Source organism: Saccharospirillum sp. (assembly GCF_040881935.1).
Classification (GTDB): domain Bacteria; phylum Pseudomonadota; class Gammaproteobacteria; order Pseudomonadales; family Natronospirillaceae; genus Saccharospirillum.
Genome location: NZ_JBBECH010000051.1, coordinates 17,850 through 33,567 on the forward strand (window position 1 = coordinate 17,850; position 15,718 = coordinate 33,567).

The following is a 15,718-nucleotide window of genomic DNA, read 5'->3' on the forward strand; positions in this document are numbered from 1 at the left end:
TGTAGTGTCCTTATGCTTGGTTGTGTCTCAACACACATGAAGCAGTACTTGGGCAAGGATATTAGAGAGGTCGTTCTAGACACTGGGCCTCCGGTGAACGCAATGGATATGGAAGGTGGAGTACGTGCGTTTCAGTTTAGGTGGGGAGGAGGAACTTATCGCGTCCCTACCACTACCATAACAACCGGCAGTGTAAGCACTTATGGTAACTCTGCATGGTTTAACTCTACTTCAATCACTTCGGGTGGCGGCGTTGTTCATAGTGAAGGCTGTTTAGTAAGCTATCTAACAGAATGGGACGATGTTCGAGAAACTTGGGTTGTAAGAGATATTAGGTATCCGAAGCGACTAGTATGTTAAAAGTGCATAACCAGCCAAGCCAGCGGACATATTTTTGCATCGCTGCGCTCAAAACGCAAAAATATGCCGCTGCTTAGGGGCGTTATAACGAAGTCGGGACCTAGGCTACGGAGAATCGGAAATGAGGTGGTTTTTATCAGGCGCTGCTGCAGTACTTTTAGTTGTGATTTCGGCGCTTTCCTATTTTGCCTTTACTGCACAGCTAGGCTCCCAGTTTTTAGGGGTCTTTCAGATACTTGCCCCCAGCCTCGCAACAATATTAACGGCTGTCGTTGCTCTGATGATTTACGCATCTCAACAAGCAACTCAGCGACTCTGGCTTGATGCAAAGCAGGATGATGAAAAGGCGAGACTTGCCTCAACCATTTACAAAGAGATCAAGTCAGCTGAAAACGCCATAGAAAAAATAAGGGCGAAGAATATCGAGAAGATTCAGAGATATGGGCCAAACAGTTTTTCATTGATCAATGAAACAGCACCTCCAATTCTTCCATATGAATCATGGACAAAGAACAAACACCTATTTGTTGGAGCTTTATCTTCGGAGCATTTCGATACAATCGATCAGTCATTCGAGGCTGCCATTCAAGCTGAGGACTGCCGAGCCTGGGCTTTAGACCTCTTTCGGTATCAAGCACAAGAAAAAGCAAGAGCCAGGGTTGACGCGGTAAATTCGTTAACCAAGGAGTTAGTTGTCGAACGGCTGAGAGCTTCCAAAGGTCATCCTACCGTACCAGGTCTTCTTGACGACGGGATTGACAACATTAAGGACGCTTGCGAGAAAGAATTCTATCGTTTGACCAGTTTACCGAGTGAGATCTTTGTTCCAAAAGAACTGGGTGATCGTGCAGAGCAGGCCCTCGGATCATTTAAACCTATTATCAATACGCCTGCTGGACAGGCACTCAAACAGCTTTGTCGGGGCTATTCATTATAACCAGCGCAGGCACAGCGACGCCCTTTCCATTGCGCCTTCGACTCCATTGCAAGGGCGCGCATGCTGCGAGCGTTAAATTTCAAGGGGATAGTATGGACCAGAATGGACAGGCAACTTAGTGAAGGAATAGAAAACAGCCATACATCGAATCAGTAGTTTGCAAAACAGTACCGCCGATTCATGTCAGTCTGGGAAATTGGGTAAAATTGGCAGATTTTCACGATTTTCAGGCACGTAAGTGCCTCAGGTAGCCCTGTGATTTAATATTGCGGGAGGTTCTGGCTAAGTAAGTTGCGCAGCCAATGCTAATCCGGGCGTTCGTCGGTATCCGAACTGCTGACACTTTGCTTTAATGGAGATTGCAGTGCCAACCAGCGCTTTAAACTGGCTTTCAAAGTGCTGAGTGTTATAGACCCAGTGCTCGATATCGATATTAAGGCGTTCGAGAATGGGTGGAAGGGTCTGTGTGATGCTTCCGCGTTTGCCGCTGCGGATCTGTCGACCGGTCCAATCAAGCAGTTCCAGGTAGTCCTACAGCCGAAAGGGCAAACCTTCGGGCATGTCTTGCCGAGGGTAGCCAACAAACGGAAATAAGGGTTTCGGCTGTTTGGGTTCTGTGGCTTCCGGTTCCTCTTTGGCGGTATCGATCCGCTGTTTGGCCGAGGTGAATTCTGACGCTTCCGGTGTGCTGGCCATACAAGCCCGGACAGGGTTAAGGTCTACATAGGCCAGGCAGGTTGCCAGGGCGGTTTCATCCAGTAAAGCCTGGGATTTGAACCGGGCTTCCCAGAAGCGTCAAGTACAGCCGTCTTCTGCATTGGCTTGCCGGGCGATGTCTTCATTCAGGGCTTTCATGAACCAGCTGATCGACATCAGACGCTCACGCTAGCCACATAGGACAGGCACCTTAGTGAATAGTAGAAAAATCCAGTCTTATTTAAAAGTCTGAAAGCGAATGGAAACAGGTTGGCGAGCTAGCGAAAATAGGTTCTGCGGGAGAAGTAAAGCATTCGTCAGAAAACCACAGGAATCCCTGTGTAGGTTACAGCGGCCGGCCGGTACCTCCCTTGATTGAGGCCGGCAGCCAACAGTCGAGTTCGAAAACAATCCTCCACTTAATGTCGAGACTCAGCCAAAATAGTCCTCCATCCACTGCACCAGTTTCCGGGTGTCCAATTCGGACAACGCCATACTCTGAAAATCATCACCGGCCTCCTGTTCGATCGTAATAAACTGATACAACAACTGGCCGGGCTGCTCGTCATGGAGAATCAGCATGATACGGCGACGTGTCCGGTGACAGTCAATGGTCAGTACATCTGCCGGAATTCCGGCGTCACGCATTTTGCGGCGGACCCCAATGACCGGGTTGATGTGTTCGTGACTGGCCTGGATGCGAGCATGGGCATCGCTGGCTGCATCAGATAGCATTTTCAGGGGATTTTCGGGCATGCTCGGGCTCGCTGGTCGTCGTTGACAGGTTTGATGAGCCGCTCAGGGTAGCCCAATGAAACCTGGTTAGGCAAACAGCGGGGATAGACATCGCTCACAATGGACAGGCACAGCAGTGCGGTTCGGATCTGTGCGGGGGGTGCCTGCCGGGCGACCGGCATTCCTACCGCGACCCTCAGAGTTAATTAGATAGCTATCAAAGGTTAGGTCACGATAGCTTTGGTTGATGATATAGGGGTGGGTGTCCCAGTTTTCCGGTTGTTTCTGATTCAGGTCTTTGCCAGTTGTTTTTTGCGCTTATAAATCGCATTGCGAATGAGTACGTAAAAAACGCCAACCATTCCACCCAGGAAAACAGACATGACCAGAATCAGCGCTATATTCGGGGAGGATTTTGAGATTGAGAGGTTGTCAAAGGATACGGCGCTGATGTCATTTTCTTCAATCGCTGCAATAACTCGTTTTGCATTCAGCATGTTGGCTGCCACTCTTTCGGTACCAAGCAATGCGGGTGTAAGTTCATTTTGAATGACGTTGAGTTCTGCCTTCGCTTGTTTCAGGACAGTTTCAGTGACAGATTCTTCAAATCCAGATAGGGTCTGTTCGTACTCTTCCATGCTGTCCGGATTCAGGGTGGTTTGAATCAGGGTACTGTTTTGGCCTTTGCTCCAATCCGAACCTGCAACCTTGAGGACACGTTGTGAACCTTCGGAGTTTAAGCATCCCGCTACCCCTGGGCTTTGCTCGCACAGTTGTAGGCTGCCCACGGAATGAACATTGATGGAATAAGAAGCACTGATACTGTATTTGACGGATGCTAACTGGGTGTATCCAAAAGCCATTGAAATGGCGATAGCAACACAGCCGAGAATCCACCACTTTCCATCCCATAGGGTTTCGAAAAGTTCAAACAAGTCGATTTCGTCATCGTAAGAAGGCCGGGTATCGGACATTACAGATCTCCCGTTATCACTGCGATTAACGCATAGAGTGAGACGACGCAACCTGCGGCCAGTGAGACTATTAAAAGTTTTGCGCCCCACGTGTAACGCTTTCTGTTTCCGGTATTACGTTCGGGGGGGAGTAGAAAGACGAGCCACGGTATATATCCGAAAATCAATGATTCATCGGAAATGTAAATCATGCAACCACGGTTGTAAACCAGGAAGAAGATCTTTCGCCAGATGGGGAATGGCGTCAATGACCTTCTTTTTGCTCCGATGACCGAGATTGCCCAGCCACTGTATGAGACGGGTGTCAGATCAGCTCAGTAGCCTCCATTCCATAGCAGCGCCTGCTGACTGGCGTTATGGCTTTTGGTCGTAATGGCCTCCAATGGCAAAGGTATAGACGTAGTGATCGTCAAATTTGTAAATCACACGATCTCTTTGGGAGATTCGCCGGGACCAAAAACCAGTAAGGCTATGCTTTAGTTGCTCGGGCTTTCCCAAGCCTGTTGCGGGGTCGGCGCGGAGCATTTCTTTTAATAGTTTGCAGAGCGATTTGTGCAGCTTCTTGTCCTGTTCTCGGAGCTGTTCATAGGTAGCCCAGGTACTGTCTTCAAAGACCAGTGATCTCATTGATTTCCTCATCCTTGGGGGTATACCCAGCGCTTCGGGCATGGGTGGCTGCCGATTCTGACAACTGGCGCATCAGGCTGGTATTTTGAAGTACATACAAAGTTTCTTGTTCCCGCTCCCAGTCGTCGGCGCTCATTACCACGAACGCTTCGCCGGAGCGACGAGTCACTTTCAGTGGGGTATGGTTGCTAACTGCTTGTTCTACAAAAGTTTTTAGGTTGTCTCTGAATTGGTTTACGCTGACAGAGTCCATTGGGTTTTCCTCAATTGTACGGTGTTTCCGTACATCTTATCGGCCAGGCCATAGCAAATCAATAGCAACGAGCCACAATGGACAGGCACAGCAGTGCGGTTCGGATCTGTGCGGGGGGTGCCTGCCGGGCGACCGGCATTCCTACCGCGACCCTCAGAGTTAATTAGATAGCTATCAAAGGTTAGGTCACGATAGCTTTGGTTGATGATATAGGGGTGGGTGTCCCAGTTTCCCGGTTGTTTCTGATTCAGGTCTTTGCCAGTTGTTTTTTGGAACCAAATAGGACAGGCACTGTAGTGTTGGTCAGCTCGGTTATCCGGTTTTCACTCCAACCGTGCCGGTGCTCATAGTCGTTGCCATTGTTGGAAAGTGATACTATAGTGATACTAATGGTTTGATTAAGGGGGACCCAATGAAAGTTGAGCTTGTAACGAACCTAAAGCGCCAAGCTACTAAGATTCTGGCAGATCTGCATGTGTCTAAAGAACCGATACTGATTACTGAACATGGTCAGCCATCCGCATACCTTGTCGATGTGCAGGATTACGAGTTTATGCAGCGTCGCCTAGAGCTGCTTGAGGGGCTTTCGCGGGGAGAGCGTGCTGTACTTGAGGGAAGAACGTACAGCCAAAGTGAGGCCAAAGAGAAAATGAGCAAATGGTTGAAGTAATATGGACGGAGCCTGCACTTCAAGAGTTGGATGCCATTGCTGAGTACATTGCACTGGATAATCCGGTTGCCGCAAGTCATCTGGTCCGAGCTGTTTTTGATAAGACCGAACGTTTAGAAAATTTCCCCCAATCAGGGCGAATTCCTCCAGAGCTCCCTAATTCGGTATACAGGGAGGTAGTGATTCCACCGTGTCGCATTTTTTATCGCGAAGATGAAAAGCGAGTTCTTGTCCTTTATGTCATGCGAGAGGAGCGACAGCTTCGTGCCTTCATGCTTGTGAACAGCTAACCAGACCACATTGACCGCATAGGACAGGCGTCTTAGTAATGTCGTTGTGCGGCTCTGCAGCAAGTCTGATTGCGAACATTACCGTGCGTGTTAGAGTTCGCTGTCTGCACTGTCTATCCCTGGAGAACAACCACCATGAACACCACTCTCACACCTTACCCAATCGGCACTCCCGGCACCCCCTGGGGCGACACTGAACGCGCTGAGTGGTTGGCAGCACAAACCCAGCAGCGCAGCTACGAGGCCGAAGTGTTGAGTGTGATCGAGGGCCTGCGCACGCGCTTCGATGTGGAAGAGTATGGCTGTCTGGACTATGGCGCTGAACGGTATCCGCTGATGGCGATTCGCAGTCGCGACTGGCGTGATGATTTGCCCGTTGTGTTGATAACCGGTGGGGTACACGGTTACGAAACCAGTGGTGTGCACGGTGCGCTGCAGTTCGTTGATCGATATGCGGCGGACTATGCGGGTCGCGTTAACTGGCTGGTTGTGCCCTGTGTCAGCCCCTGGGCGTATGAGCGCATTCATCGCTGGAACCCGAACGCTATTGACCCGAACCGGTCGTTCCGCGACGACAGCCCGGCTCAAGAGTCTGCGGCACTGATGGAATTGGTAGCGCCCCTACGCGAACGGGTGCTGATGCATATCGATCTGCACGAGACCACCGATACCGACGAAACCGAGTTTCGACCGGCGCTGGCGTCGCGCGACGGCGAGCCGTTTAAGCCAGGCGAGATTCCCGATGGTTTCTATCTGGTCGATGACAGCGAGAACCCGCAGCCTGAGTTCCAGCAGGCGGTAATCAACGCGGTGGAGCAAGTCACGCATATTGCTCCGGCTGATGATAGCGGCGAGATTATAGGATCACCCGTGATTGCTCGGGGTGTTATTCAGTACCCACTCAGGCAGCTTGGCTTGTGTGCCGGCTTTACCAGCGCGCCTTACAAAACCACCACCGAGGTTTACCCCGATAGCCCCCGTGCGACCTCGGCGCAATGCAATGCCGCCCAGGTCGCTGCTGTATGTGCAGCAATTGATTACGTGTTGGGGTGAAAAGGCTCGGGGTGGTGATCTCGCCCGAGCTAGAGCCTGGTTCGGCAGACACCAGAGAGACCGCCGAAATTGACGACTTTGACCATAATGGTTAATTGATTCCGGCTCTATTGGTGCAAACGCTCTGGTCGATCAGAGCATCTGCACCAATTGAATGTTGTTTCCGCAGGTGTCATCCAGAACGGCCATCATCACTGGGCCTACTACTTTTGGTGACATTGTGAATTGAACCCCAAGTTCCGAAAGCCGTTGGTGCTCACTTTCAAGATCCTCTACGGCAAAGGAGGTCCAGGGGATTCCAGCATCGCTGAGTGCTTTTTGATACACTTTGGCGGGTTCAAATGCCATGGGTTCGAGCAATAACTCTACTCCGTTTTGCTCCTTTGGAGAGACCACCGTTAGCCATTTATGCTCACCCACCGGAATTTCCGTTTTTTTAATAAACCCCAGTTTCTCGGTATAAAAGGCCAATGCTTTTTCCTGATTATCAACAGGAACACTGGTTACATGGATTCTGATCATTGGTTTAGCCTCTTTGCGTGTGATTACCATGAATGTAAGGCAAATATAGCAACAGCCAGTGTTAATTACTTATTCCGGATTGCTTTTATTGGCTTTTTGATACGCTCTCGGAGAATACCCGGTACCGCTTTTAAATACCTTTGAGAAGGTAGGCAAACTCTCATAGCCAACCTCGAAACAAACCTCGGCAACAGAAAGTCCTGCTTTCAGCAGTTCCTTTGCTTTCTCGATTCGAACACTCCTCATATGCTGCCTTGGGGTCACACCGTATATTTGCTGAAATATTCTTATGTAGTGAGCGCGTGACATGAAAGCTGCAGCGGCCATTTTTTCAAGTTCGACTCGCTCTGAGTAGTATTGCTCAATAAACGCTCTGGACTGCCGGACGTGTACGTAGTGGTAGGCTTTTAAAGGCGAGCTTTCGGCCACTTGCTCCAATTGCTGTTCGAAAAATGTCTTGGGCTTGTTTTTCATGGGCTATCTGGCCTGGTTAGGCGGCATTGAGCGCGGTTATAGAGGCCATGTCGCCGTTAGCGTTCTTAAAAGCGATTGAGTCAGAGAGATTGATATTGTTTCCAGATCAATTACCCTGCCCTGATCGAGCCCTGATCCACAATGCGATAATAGGGTTATAACGAATAGTAACCGGGAACTCAATGCAAGGCAGGGGTAAGTAGGCTTCTCAGCGAACCCGAGTTCACCGTTTGGAACCATTCACACCGGAGGTAAGGTGCGTTTTTTGATGATAGCTATGGCCCTCATTCTGATGACTGGCTGCGATGCACTTAGAACGGTTTATGTCGAGGTGGTCTCAGAAACCACTGTACAGAGTGGAGGTCCGCTTGGCGGAACCTTCTCGGAGCTGGGCTTTAGTGAATTTGCGTCTTTCGATGTGTCCAGTTCCCAAACCTTCCAGAACAATGACGCCAATCGGGACAACATCGGTGATTCTTACGTTACTCAGTTTGCACTTGAGGTGACCGATCCGGACGGCCAGACGTTATCCTTTATCGACGGCATGGAGGTTTTTATCGGCGATGGAAACACCAGAACCCGGGTCGCCTATTTGGGTGATGATCAGAACACCGACGTCAGAGTACTGCAGTTGCAGGTGCACAATGATCGTGAAATTGGCCAGTACCTGCGTGCTGACGAGACGGTTGTTGACGTTGAAGCCAAAGGAACCCCTCCGTAGGATGACACCACCATTGAGGCCACCATGGGCTTCAGTATCAAGCTGAGGTTCTGACAGCCTGGTAATGCCGATCGATATTACTATGTGCATTGACTGTTGGTGAACTGGAGGAATGACGCATGCAAACACCGGACAAAAGCCGGGCGCCATTGGACCAAAACACACTATCACTGACAGAGGATACCTCCGATGACTGTTTCCGAAGTTCTTGCTTTGCTCGAGGCTGAACGTGATGAACGGGGCATAAGAAACTGGGAAAAGCTGGGCTCGGGCACAGCGGGGATGAAGAGTTACGGAATCGGGCTCACGCGGCTGCGCAAGCTTGCCAGGCAGGTCGGGCGCAACTCGGAACTGGCGCACGCACTCTGGCAGACCGACACCTACGAGGCCAGAGTCATCGCCTTGCTCATCGACGATCCCGCGCACATCACGCGTGATCAGGCCGAGAAACAGGTGGAGGAATTGGCCGGAGGTATGTTGGCGCATGTGTTTGCCTCCTGCGATGCAACATTGGCAAAAACATCGTTCGTGGTCGAGCTTGCCGAACAGTGGGTTCGGAGCGAAGACGCCGTGCGCCGCGAGTGCGGTTACGGGTTGCTCTATGAAGCGTCGAAGTTCTCGGGCAGGAAGGCACCGAGTGAGGCGTTCTTCTTCGCCCAGGTCGAGCGCATCGCAAAGACGATCGGTAGTGAGTCGGAAAAGGTCCGTCTGTCTATGGGTACGGCGCTTATGGGGATTGGAAAGCGCAGTGCTGCCTTGAACGAAGCGGCTCTGAAGGTGGCGCGGCAGGTGGGGCCAATCGAGTTCACCTCGGCCAGCGGGGAGTGCGAGCCGTTCGACGTCGCCAAGCACCTGACCACCGACCGGCTAAAAGAGAAGCTGGGGGTATAAGGTTTGGCAGTTGAATTAATAAGATCAGCAACTCTTAAGACACTCACATCAGACGGCCGCAACGGCCTGTGGCAGTGACCTGGATACCGACAAGCAACCTTCCCACTGGATACCGGTAGTCTGCAGCTGCGCGCACTGCTTGGTTGAGGAACTGATTTTGTTGTGAGGGCTGATAGGGGCCTTCGTTAGATGTTATAACGTTTTGACGCTATAATGTCAGTTCCCTCCCATCACTGGAGAACACCATGGGCGAGTCATCAAAGCGTTCTACGGTCTATTTCGACCCTCAATTGCATGCTGCCCTCAGGCTCAAGGCCGCCCATACGCACCGCTCTCTGTCCGATATTGTTAATGATGCGGTTCGTGCGGCACTTGCTGAGGATCAGGAAGATTTGGCGGCGTTTGAAGACAGAGTCGCCGAGCCGACCATGAGCTATGAGGCGTTGCTGGACGATCTGAAGGCCCATGGCAAAATATAAACTTGCCTTCAAAAAGTCTGTTGCCAAAGATCTGCGGCCAATTCCAAACGACGATGTAGCCCGGATTGTTCAGCGTATCGAGTCGCTGCAGGAAGATCCGAGGCCAGTAGGCAGTGAGAAACTCTCAGGGCAGGAGCGATACCGGATTCGTCAGGGTGTCTATCGGAACATCTATGAAATAGCGGATGAAGTGCTTCTCGTGACGGTCGTAAAGGTACAGATCCACACGGATCAAATGGATACATGTGTAAGCAATAGGAGAGGATAGGTGGGAAGATTAATTGCTGCTTTAGTATTTTCTGGATTGGCCGTTTGCGCTGTAATTGCTTTTAGGGGATTGAAAAAAGGGCAAGTTATTGCGCATGAAGTGAACAGCCCTGGAAAATCAAGGGTATTGGGTGTCAGCTATATTTTTGGAGCAGTAATCTTCTCTTTCATGTCTTTGATAAATTTCTTAATGTTTTTTGTTGAGCTAGATTAATGTTTAACTCCTAACATCAACAATTAGCCTGCCGCTCAGTCCAAAAAGCTCCCGGCAAAAGACTCTCGCCGCAATCAAAGGGGTCAGAGTCATTGATTTTTGGATAAGTTGCACCTAATTCCACCTTGAGACTCATGGAGAAGGCAATGGCTCGTTTGCCCCGACTATATTTTCCCGGTTGCAGTCAACATGTTATCCAGCGAGGTAACAATCGGGAAGCCTGCTTTTACAGCGAGGCGGATTACAAAGCTTATTTGTCGTTTTTGAAGGATGCAGCAGCCAAATATCAGGTAGCCATTCACGCCTTTGTTCTGATGACTAATCATGTCCATTTACTGATAACGCCTGGCAGCGAGCAGGGTACAAGCCGGATGATGCAAGCACTGGGCCGAAAATACGTTCAGCACTTCAACTTCACGCATAGCCGAACCGGTACTTTGTGGGAAGGGCGGTATAAATCTACGCTGGTCGACGCCGACAATTATTTCAAGCGTTCAGCCGTTTTGCGCTGATCGTAGGCCTGCAACCAGTCTTGCAGGTTGGGTGCGTGACGCGACACAAACCGCTCCAGGTCCGACCGCTCGCAGGGGTGGCCGGTGAAAATCAGGATGTAGTCGGCAAAGCGGCCGATGCGCTCGGCTTTGGTTTCGTGAGTGTGCATCGAAATATAGCCGATCTGCGTCAGGTAAATGGTGCGTGCGCGGACGCTGGCTTCATGGGGTGGGTAGTTGAAGCGCTGTAGCATCCTGGTCAGGGCTTCTAGCCGGCGTTCGTCGGCGGCGGCGACTTCTTTGGCCACGTTGGCGTTCTGCATGGCCCAGTTGCGCACGGCGTATTCGAATTCCGAGTCAAACAATTGCTCATCCAACCAGCAATCGAACACATTGAGTGTGGCTTCAACCACGGTACCGGCATAGCGTTCGGTTTGTTGAATGAAGCCATCGGTGTTGTGAGCCTTCCACCGGTCGATCAGGCGGTCGAGCAGGGCCTCCCGATCTTTGAAAAACCAATAGAAGCTGGTGCGGGATGTGTTCAGAGCCTTGGCCAGTGGCAGTATTTTCACGGCGTCCACACCGGATTGGATCAGCAGGCGGTAGGCGGCATCGAGCCAGTCTTCCGCACGGCCTTTGTCAGTATCGGTTGTCATGCTATCTCTCTGAAGTTGGTGAGCGATTTAATGGTCTGCAATTAAATAATTGTACATCTATGTCATTTTAATTGACACAAGTGTACATGATCGTTAGCGTGAGAATCCAGCCGGTATTCGACAGGAGACTGACCATGGCTCAAGACCCGTTGTTGCAACCCTTCCAGCTCAAGCATCTGACCATAAAGAACCGTCTGATGATGACTGCGCATGAACCCGCCTACCCGGTCGATGGCATGCCTACGGAGCTGTACCGGGCTTACCATGTCGAGCGGGCCAGAGCCGGCCTCGGCCTGACCATGACCGCCGGGTCTGCCGCCGTCGCGAAAGACAGCCCGCCCGTGTTCAACAATATTCTGGCCTACAAAGACGAAGTGGTGCCCTGGCTGCGCGACCTAACCGATGCCTGCCACGAGCACGGCACCGCCGTGATGATTCAGTTGACCCATCTTGGCCGCCGCACCCGTTGGGATAAATCCGACTGGTTGCCGGCTGTGTCCTCTTCCCATAACCGCGAAGCCTCGCATCGTGCTTTCCCCAAACAGGTTGAAGACTGGGACATCGACCGTCTGATTCGCGACTACGCCGACGCGGCTGAACGCATGCATGCCGCCGGGCTCGATGGCATTGAACTGCAAGCCTATGGCCACCTGATGGATCAATTCTGGTCGCCGTTGACCAACACCCTCGACGGGCCTTATGGCGGCAGTCTGGATAATAGGCTGCGATTCACGTTCGATGTACTGAAGGCCATTCGCGAGCGGGTCGGGCCTGAGTTTATAGTGGGCGTGCGTTACACCGGCGATGAGCAACTGCCCGGTGGTTTGAACGCCAGTGAAGGTCTCGATATATCGAGGCGTCTGAAAGACAGCGGTATGGTCGATTTTCTCAATGTGGTGCGTGGTCACATTGATACCGATCCGGGCCTGACTGATGTGATTCCCGTTCAGGGCATGCCCAGTGCCCCACACCTGGATTTCGCCGGCGAGATAAAACGCCAGGTCGATTTCCCCACCTTCCACGGCGCCAAGATTCAGGACGTTGGTACCGCCCGGTACGCCATCGAATCCGGCAAGGTCGATATGATCGGCATGACCCGGGCACACATGGCCGACCCGCACATTGTCAGAAAAATCATGGAAGGGCGCGAGGAAGAGATACGCCCTTGCGTCGGTGCCAATTATTGTCTCGATCGCATCTACCAGGGCGGTGCTGCTTATTGCATTCACAACGCCGCCACCGGTCGTGAAACCACCATGCCGCACGATATTCCCAAAGCCGACCGGAAGCGTCGGGTCGTGATCATCGGTGCCGGACCGGGCGGGCTTGAAGCGGCCCGCGTCGCGGCCGAGCGCGGGCATGATGTGGTGGTCATGGAGGCCATGAGCCAGGCGGGTGGCCAGGTGCGGTTAACGGCGCAAAGCGAACGCCGGCGCGAGATGATCGCCATTATCGACTGGCGTTTGGCGCAGTGCGAAAAAATGGGCGTCGAGATCCGCTATAACTGCTGGGCAGAAGCAGATGAGGTACGGCAGGAGAACCCGGACGTCGTCATCGTCGCCACGGGCGGTTACCCCATTGAAGATAAACCGAACATCGGCAACGACTTGGTGGTGAACACCTGGGATATTCTCTCCGGGCACATCAAACCCGGACAGAAAGTACTGTTGTTCGACGACGCCTGCGATCACCCCGCTTTGCAGGCTGCGGAAATCATTGCCAAAGCCGGTGCCGAACTGGAAATTATGACGCCGGACCGGTCGTTTTCGGCCGAGATTATGGCGATGAATCTGGTGCCCTACATGAGAGCCCTGCAGCGCCCGAATGTGACTTTTACACCCACGTATCGCTTGAAATCAGTGGAGCGCAATGGCGATAAACTGCTGGCCAAAATCACCAGCGATTACCTCGACCTGGACCATGAACGCCACATCGATCAGGTGGTGGTCAATTACGGCATCACACCCATGGCCGACATCTATTTCGAGCTGAAACCACATTCCAGCAACGGCGGGGAAATCAATTACGATGACCTGATTGTGGGTAAAGCACAAAACGTGGTGCGTAACGAAGACGGTCGCTTCCAGCTGTTCCGGATCGGCGATGCGGTCGAATCACGCAATACACATGCGGCCATTTACGATGCGCTGAGATTGGTTAAAGACTTGTAGGACAACTGGTTTGGATGGCGTTTTTATTACTGGCGTTGTTGTCTTGCGGCCGAGGGGGCAATGCCATAATAGTCTCTGAAGCAATTGCTGAAGTGGCTGCTGCTGACAAAACCGCTGGCCAGGGAGATATCGACAATGCTCCGGTTGGTTTGCATCAGCAGGCGCCGGGCATGGACCAGTCGGAGTTCAAGGTAGTAGCGCGACGGTGACGTCTCTAGATGTGTCTGGAACAGGCGCTCCACCTGTCGGCGGGAGATGTTGGCGCAATGCGCCAGTTCCGGCAGGGTCAGCGGTTCTTCAATATTGGCCCGCATCAGAGCGAGCAGGGTTTGCAACGATTCGGGAAGGGTTGGATCGTCGCCGAGGTTCAATGGCATCGGGCCGACCTGCTCGGAGACCTGGTCGCAACTGAGAATCTCACGCACGGCTCGCACGATGTGTGGGTTATCCAGCAAGCGGCCAATCAACTTCAGCATCATCTCCAGCGCGCTGACCGGGCCGGCACAGGTGGCGTGTTCGTTGTCGATCTCATAGGCGTTGGCGGAGACCTTAACCGCCGGATAATGCTCGCGCACATAGGCGTGATTGTCCGGGTGCAGGGCGCAGGCCTGGTGGTCCATCAGGCCGGCTTGAACCAGGGCGACACCCCCGTTCCACAAACCGGCCAGCCGAATGCCGTTCTGGTCAGCCCATTTCAGAGTGCTCAGCAGGTGCGGTTCGGGCTCCAACTGACTGCGATAGCCGCCACAAATCACCAACATGTCGACATGCTCGGGCTTGGCTTTGAATGCACTCAGCGTCATTCGAGTGGCGACTTCGATGCCCAGGTCGCTCAGGGTGTTGCGCCCTTCAGCGCCGATGGTGAAGTGTACGAAGGCTGGCTCAGGTGTAACCAGATTGGTGGTGACCAGGGTATCAACGGCTGCCGTAAAAGCCACCATGGAGAAGTGCTCGCGCAGGATAAAACCGACGCGTAAGGGCGTCTGGGTGGTGGAGGCTGTGCCTGTACTACTAGAGGTAGAGGACGAACACACTATGGTACTTACACTCCTAACCAGTGTGCTAACGGAATCAAGTTTCGGAGTTCGCACAACGCGAGCGTCGGATGCCGGTGGTACCTCTGCGGGGGAGTCCGCAGCATGGATGCTGCGGTCTAGGCTCCACGGACGGATTTACGCCGACCCCGCAGAGGTACCACCGGTAACCGACGCGGACCATGGCCACTCATCGAACGCTGAAACTGGAGTTATTGAATAAAGAGAATGCGGTGTTTTGTAAGGTGCTGTCAACCGGGGAAAGGTTGCGGAAGAAGGGCACAACGACTTCGAATCGGCTCGATCCTTGAGCCGGTCATTCGTTAACGCTTAATCTTTAAACACCACCGTACGGTTACCGATCAGGAAGACGCGTTTCTCGGTGTGGTAGCGAACCGCGCTGGCCAGCGTTTGGCTTTCGATGTCCTGGCCGCGTGCCACCAGATCTTCCGGGTAGTGGCTGTGATCGACGGCCTGAACCCCCTGGGCGATGATCGGCCCTTCATCCAAATCGTCGTTGATGTAATGCGCTGTGGCGCCCACCAGTTTAACGCCCTTGGCCCAGGCCTGGTGGTAGGGTTTGGCGCCCTTGAAGCCGGGCAGCAGCGAGTGGTGAATGTTGATCGCCTTGCCATCGAGCCGGGCGGCCATTGCCGGCGACAGCACTTGCATGTACCGCGCAAGCACGACCAGTTCGCAGTCGAATTCATTGATCAGCCGCCACACTTCAGTTTCCTGCTGTGGCTTGGTGTCCGCGGTGATCGGCAAATGGAAATAGGGGATGCCGTGCCAGTCGGCCAGATGTTTCAGATCCGGGTGGTTGGAGATGATCAGCGGAATATCGATGGCCAGCTCGCCGGTGCGGTAACGGTACAGCAGGTCGTTCAGGCAATGGTCGTATTTCGACACCAGAATCGCCACCCGGGTGCGGTGATAAGGCTCGGTTAACTGCCACTGCATGTCGAACCCCGACGCCCGGGATTCGAACAGTTCCCGGAAGTCGTTCAATGATGACTGGCCGTTGATTGGCCTGAATTCAACCCGAATGCAGAAGCTTTCGGTTTCCTTGTCGTCGAACGAATTCATGGCGACGATGTAGTTTTCCGTCTCGGCCAGGCTGCGGGTTACCACGTCTACCGTGCCCAGACGGCTGGGACATTGTGCCGTCAGTATCCAGAGTTTTTCTTTGGTGCCCATGGTTTG

General features: G+C 52.7%; 20 protein-coding genes and 1 pseudogene. 11 read left to right on the plus strand and 10 right to left on the minus strand.

The window, feature by feature from the left end; all coding sequences use genetic code 11:
- Positions 1-481 precede the first annotated feature (481 nt).
- Positions 482-1,297, plus strand: a complete 816-nt coding sequence (locus WEB54_RS08220; protein WP_368054946.1) for a hypothetical protein — start codon at positions 482-484, stop codon at positions 1,295-1,297.
- 282 nt (positions 1,298-1,579) lie between these two features.
- Here WEB54_RS08220 and WEB54_RS08225 read toward each other — a convergent pair.
- The 5 genes and pseudogenes from WEB54_RS08225 to WEB54_RS08245 form a co-directional block, all read right to left on the minus strand.
- A pseudogene (locus WEB54_RS08225) lies at positions 1,580-2,182 on the minus strand (alpha-amylase family glycosyl hydrolase); the annotation flags it as partial.
- A gap of 243 nt (positions 2,183-2,425) precedes the next feature.
- Positions 2,426-2,749, minus strand: coding sequence for a hypothetical protein (locus WEB54_RS08230; protein WP_368054948.1), 324 nt, complete (start codon positions 2,747-2,749; stop codon positions 2,426-2,428).
- A 269-nt stretch (positions 2,750-3,018) separates the two neighbouring features.
- A complete protein-coding gene (locus tag WEB54_RS08235) occupies positions 3,019-3,702 on the minus strand; it encodes a Wzz/FepE/Etk N-terminal domain-containing protein (RefSeq protein WP_368054950.1) in 684 nt (227 codons plus the stop codon).
- Positions 3,703-4,056: 354 nt separating this feature from the next.
- Complete coding sequence (locus tag WEB54_RS08240) at positions 4,057-4,329, minus strand: Txe/YoeB family addiction module toxin (RefSeq protein ID WP_368054952.1); 273 nt, start codon at positions 4,327-4,329, stop codon at positions 4,057-4,059.
- A complete protein-coding gene (locus WEB54_RS08245) occupies positions 4,310-4,582 on the minus strand; it encodes a type II toxin-antitoxin system Phd/YefM family antitoxin (RefSeq protein ID WP_368054954.1) in 273 nt (90 codons plus the stop codon). The genes WEB54_RS08240 and WEB54_RS08245 overlap by 20 nt, the downstream gene beginning before the upstream one ends.
- 412 nt (positions 4,583-4,994) lie before the next feature.
- Here WEB54_RS08245 and WEB54_RS08250 point away from each other — a divergent pair, with 412 nt between their 5' ends.
- The 3 genes from WEB54_RS08250 (at position 4,995) to WEB54_RS08260 (ending at position 6,595) form a co-directional block, all read left to right on the plus strand.
- Complete coding sequence (locus WEB54_RS08250) at positions 4,995-5,252, plus strand: type II toxin-antitoxin system Phd/YefM family antitoxin (protein WP_368054956.1); 258 nt, start codon at positions 4,995-4,997, stop codon at positions 5,250-5,252.
- A complete protein-coding gene (locus tag WEB54_RS08255) occupies positions 5,240-5,542 on the plus strand; it encodes a type II toxin-antitoxin system RelE/ParE family toxin (RefSeq protein WP_368054958.1) in 303 nt (100 codons plus the stop codon). The genes WEB54_RS08250 and WEB54_RS08255 overlap by 13 nt, the downstream gene beginning before the upstream one ends.
- Before the next feature lie 135 nt (positions 5,543-5,677).
- Positions 5,678-6,595 carry a M14 family metallocarboxypeptidase gene (locus WEB54_RS08260; protein WP_368054959.1) on the plus strand — a complete coding sequence of 306 codons (918 nt, stop codon included), beginning with the start codon at positions 5,678-5,680 and terminating at the stop codon, positions 6,593-6,595.
- A gap of 132 nt (positions 6,596-6,727) precedes the next feature.
- On the opposite strand, the gene WEB54_RS08265 is transcribed toward WEB54_RS08260, so the two are convergent.
- Together WEB54_RS08265 and WEB54_RS08270 are read right to left on the minus strand one after the other, a co-directional pair.
- Positions 6,728-7,117 carry a VOC family protein gene (locus WEB54_RS08265; protein ID WP_368054961.1) on the minus strand — a complete coding sequence of 130 codons (390 nt, stop codon included), beginning with the start codon at positions 7,115-7,117 and terminating at the stop codon, positions 6,728-6,730.
- A gap of 69 nt (positions 7,118-7,186) precedes the next feature.
- Entirely contained in the window at positions 7,187-7,591 is a 405-nt protein-coding gene (locus tag WEB54_RS08270; RefSeq protein WP_368054963.1) for a helix-turn-helix domain-containing protein, read from the minus strand.
- 268 nt (positions 7,592-7,859) lie between these two features.
- Here WEB54_RS08270 and WEB54_RS08275 point away from each other — a divergent pair, with 268 nt between their 5' ends.
- From WEB54_RS08275 to WEB54_RS08300, 6 genes are all read left to right on the plus strand, one after another.
- Positions 7,860-8,312: a hypothetical protein gene (locus WEB54_RS08275; RefSeq protein ID WP_368054964.1), complete on the plus strand. Its 453-nt coding sequence runs from the start codon at positions 7,860-7,862 to the stop codon at positions 8,310-8,312.
- A gap of 189 nt (positions 8,313-8,501) precedes the next feature.
- Positions 8,502-9,203 (plus strand): DNA alkylation repair protein, encoded by a 702-nt coding sequence (locus WEB54_RS08280; protein ID WP_368054966.1) that lies wholly within the window; start codon positions 8,502-8,504, stop codon positions 9,201-9,203.
- Between the two features lie 245 nt (positions 9,204-9,448).
- Positions 9,449-9,682, plus strand: a complete 234-nt coding sequence (locus WEB54_RS08285) for a hypothetical protein (protein ID WP_368054968.1) — start codon at positions 9,449-9,451, stop codon at positions 9,680-9,682.
- Positions 9,669-9,950: a type II toxin-antitoxin system RelE/ParE family toxin gene (locus WEB54_RS08290; RefSeq protein ID WP_368054969.1), complete on the plus strand. Its 282-nt coding sequence runs from the start codon at positions 9,669-9,671 to the stop codon at positions 9,948-9,950. The genes WEB54_RS08285 and WEB54_RS08290 overlap by 14 nt, the downstream gene beginning before the upstream one ends.
- Positions 9,951-10,163 (plus strand): hypothetical protein, encoded by a 213-nt coding sequence (locus WEB54_RS08295; protein WP_368054971.1) that lies wholly within the window; start codon positions 9,951-9,953, stop codon positions 10,161-10,163.
- A 146-nt stretch (positions 10,164-10,309) separates the two neighbouring features.
- The gene (locus WEB54_RS08300) at positions 10,310-10,675 is read left to right on the plus strand and encodes a transposase (protein WP_368054973.1); all 366 of its coding nucleotides are present in this window, start codon (positions 10,310-10,312) and stop codon (positions 10,673-10,675) included.
- On the opposite strand, the gene WEB54_RS08305 is transcribed toward WEB54_RS08300, so the two are convergent.
- Positions 10,645-11,310 carry a TetR/AcrR family transcriptional regulator gene (locus tag WEB54_RS08305; protein ID WP_368054975.1) on the minus strand — a complete coding sequence of 222 codons (666 nt, stop codon included), beginning with the start codon at positions 11,308-11,310 and terminating at the stop codon, positions 10,645-10,647. The two genes, WEB54_RS08300 and WEB54_RS08305, sit on opposite strands and share 31 nt — an antisense overlap.
- A 134-nt stretch (positions 11,311-11,444) precedes the next feature.
- Here WEB54_RS08305 and WEB54_RS08310 point away from each other — a divergent pair, with 134 nt between their 5' ends.
- Positions 11,445-13,481, plus strand: a complete 2,037-nt coding sequence (locus WEB54_RS08310; protein WP_368054977.1) for an FAD-dependent oxidoreductase — start codon at positions 11,445-11,447, stop codon at positions 13,479-13,481.
- Between the two features lie 26 nt (positions 13,482-13,507).
- Here WEB54_RS08310 and WEB54_RS08315 read toward each other — a convergent pair whose 3' ends face one another.
- Together WEB54_RS08315 and purU are read right to left on the minus strand one after the other, a co-directional pair.
- On the minus strand, positions 13,508-14,422 hold the full coding sequence (locus tag WEB54_RS08315) for a GlxA family transcriptional regulator (protein WP_368054979.1): 915 nt from the start codon (positions 14,420-14,422) through the stop codon (positions 13,508-13,510).
- A 423-nt stretch (positions 14,423-14,845) separates the two neighbouring features.
- Entirely contained in the window at positions 14,846-15,712 is an 867-nt protein-coding gene (gene purU, locus WEB54_RS08320) for a formyltetrahydrofolate deformylase (RefSeq protein WP_368054981.1), read from the minus strand.
- Positions 15,713-15,718 lie beyond the last annotated feature (6 nt).

Coding starts and splice junctions, on each gene's coding strand:
- WEB54_RS08220 (WP_368054946.1), top strand. CDS start 482: ATGAGGTGGTTTTTATCAGGCGCTGCTGCAGTACTTTTAGTTGTGATT.
- WEB54_RS08305 (WP_368054975.1), bottom strand. CDS start 11,310: ATGACAACCGATACTGACAAAGGCCGTGCGGAAGACTGGCTCGATGCC.
- WEB54_RS08260 (WP_368054959.1), top strand. CDS start 5,678: ATGAACACCACTCTCACACCTTACCCAATCGGCACTCCCGGCACCCCC.
- WEB54_RS08250 (WP_368054956.1), top strand. CDS start 4,995: ATGAAAGTTGAGCTTGTAACGAACCTAAAGCGCCAAGCTACTAAGATT.
- WEB54_RS08240 (WP_368054952.1), bottom strand. CDS start 4,329: ATGAGATCACTGGTCTTTGAAGACAGTACCTGGGCTACCTATGAACAG.
- WEB54_RS08315 (WP_368054979.1), bottom strand. CDS start 14,422: ATGGTGGCTTTTACGGCAGCCGTTGATACCCTGGTCACCACCAATCTG.
- WEB54_RS08310 (WP_368054977.1), top strand. CDS start 11,445: ATGGCTCAAGACCCGTTGTTGCAACCCTTCCAGCTCAAGCATCTGACC.
- WEB54_RS08290 (WP_368054969.1), top strand. CDS start 9,669: ATGGCAAAATATAAACTTGCCTTCAAAAAGTCTGTTGCCAAAGATCTG.
- WEB54_RS08265 (WP_368054961.1), bottom strand. CDS start 7,117: ATGATCAGAATCCATGTAACCAGTGTTCCTGTTGATAATCAGGAAAAA.
- WEB54_RS08280 (WP_368054966.1), top strand. CDS start 8,502: ATGACTGTTTCCGAAGTTCTTGCTTTGCTCGAGGCTGAACGTGATGAA.
- WEB54_RS08275 (WP_368054964.1), top strand. CDS start 7,860: ATGATAGCTATGGCCCTCATTCTGATGACTGGCTGCGATGCACTTAGA.
- WEB54_RS08285 (WP_368054968.1), top strand. CDS start 9,449: ATGGGCGAGTCATCAAAGCGTTCTACGGTCTATTTCGACCCTCAATTG.
- WEB54_RS08230 (WP_368054948.1), bottom strand. CDS start 2,749: ATGCCCGAAAATCCCCTGAAAATGCTATCTGATGCAGCCAGCGATGCC.
- WEB54_RS08255 (WP_368054958.1), top strand. CDS start 5,240: ATGGTTGAAGTAATATGGACGGAGCCTGCACTTCAAGAGTTGGATGCC.
- WEB54_RS08235 (WP_368054950.1), bottom strand. CDS start 3,702: ATGTCCGATACCCGGCCTTCTTACGATGACGAAATCGACTTGTTTGAA.
- WEB54_RS08300 (WP_368054973.1), top strand. CDS start 10,310: ATGGCTCGTTTGCCCCGACTATATTTTCCCGGTTGCAGTCAACATGTT.
- WEB54_RS08245 (WP_368054954.1), bottom strand. CDS start 4,582: ATGGACTCTGTCAGCGTAAACCAATTCAGAGACAACCTAAAAACTTTT.
- WEB54_RS08270 (WP_368054963.1), bottom strand. CDS start 7,591: ATGAAAAACAAGCCCAAGACATTTTTCGAACAGCAATTGGAGCAAGTG.
- purU (WP_368054981.1), bottom strand. CDS start 15,712: ATGGGCACCAAAGAAAAACTCTGGATACTGACGGCACAATGTCCCAGC.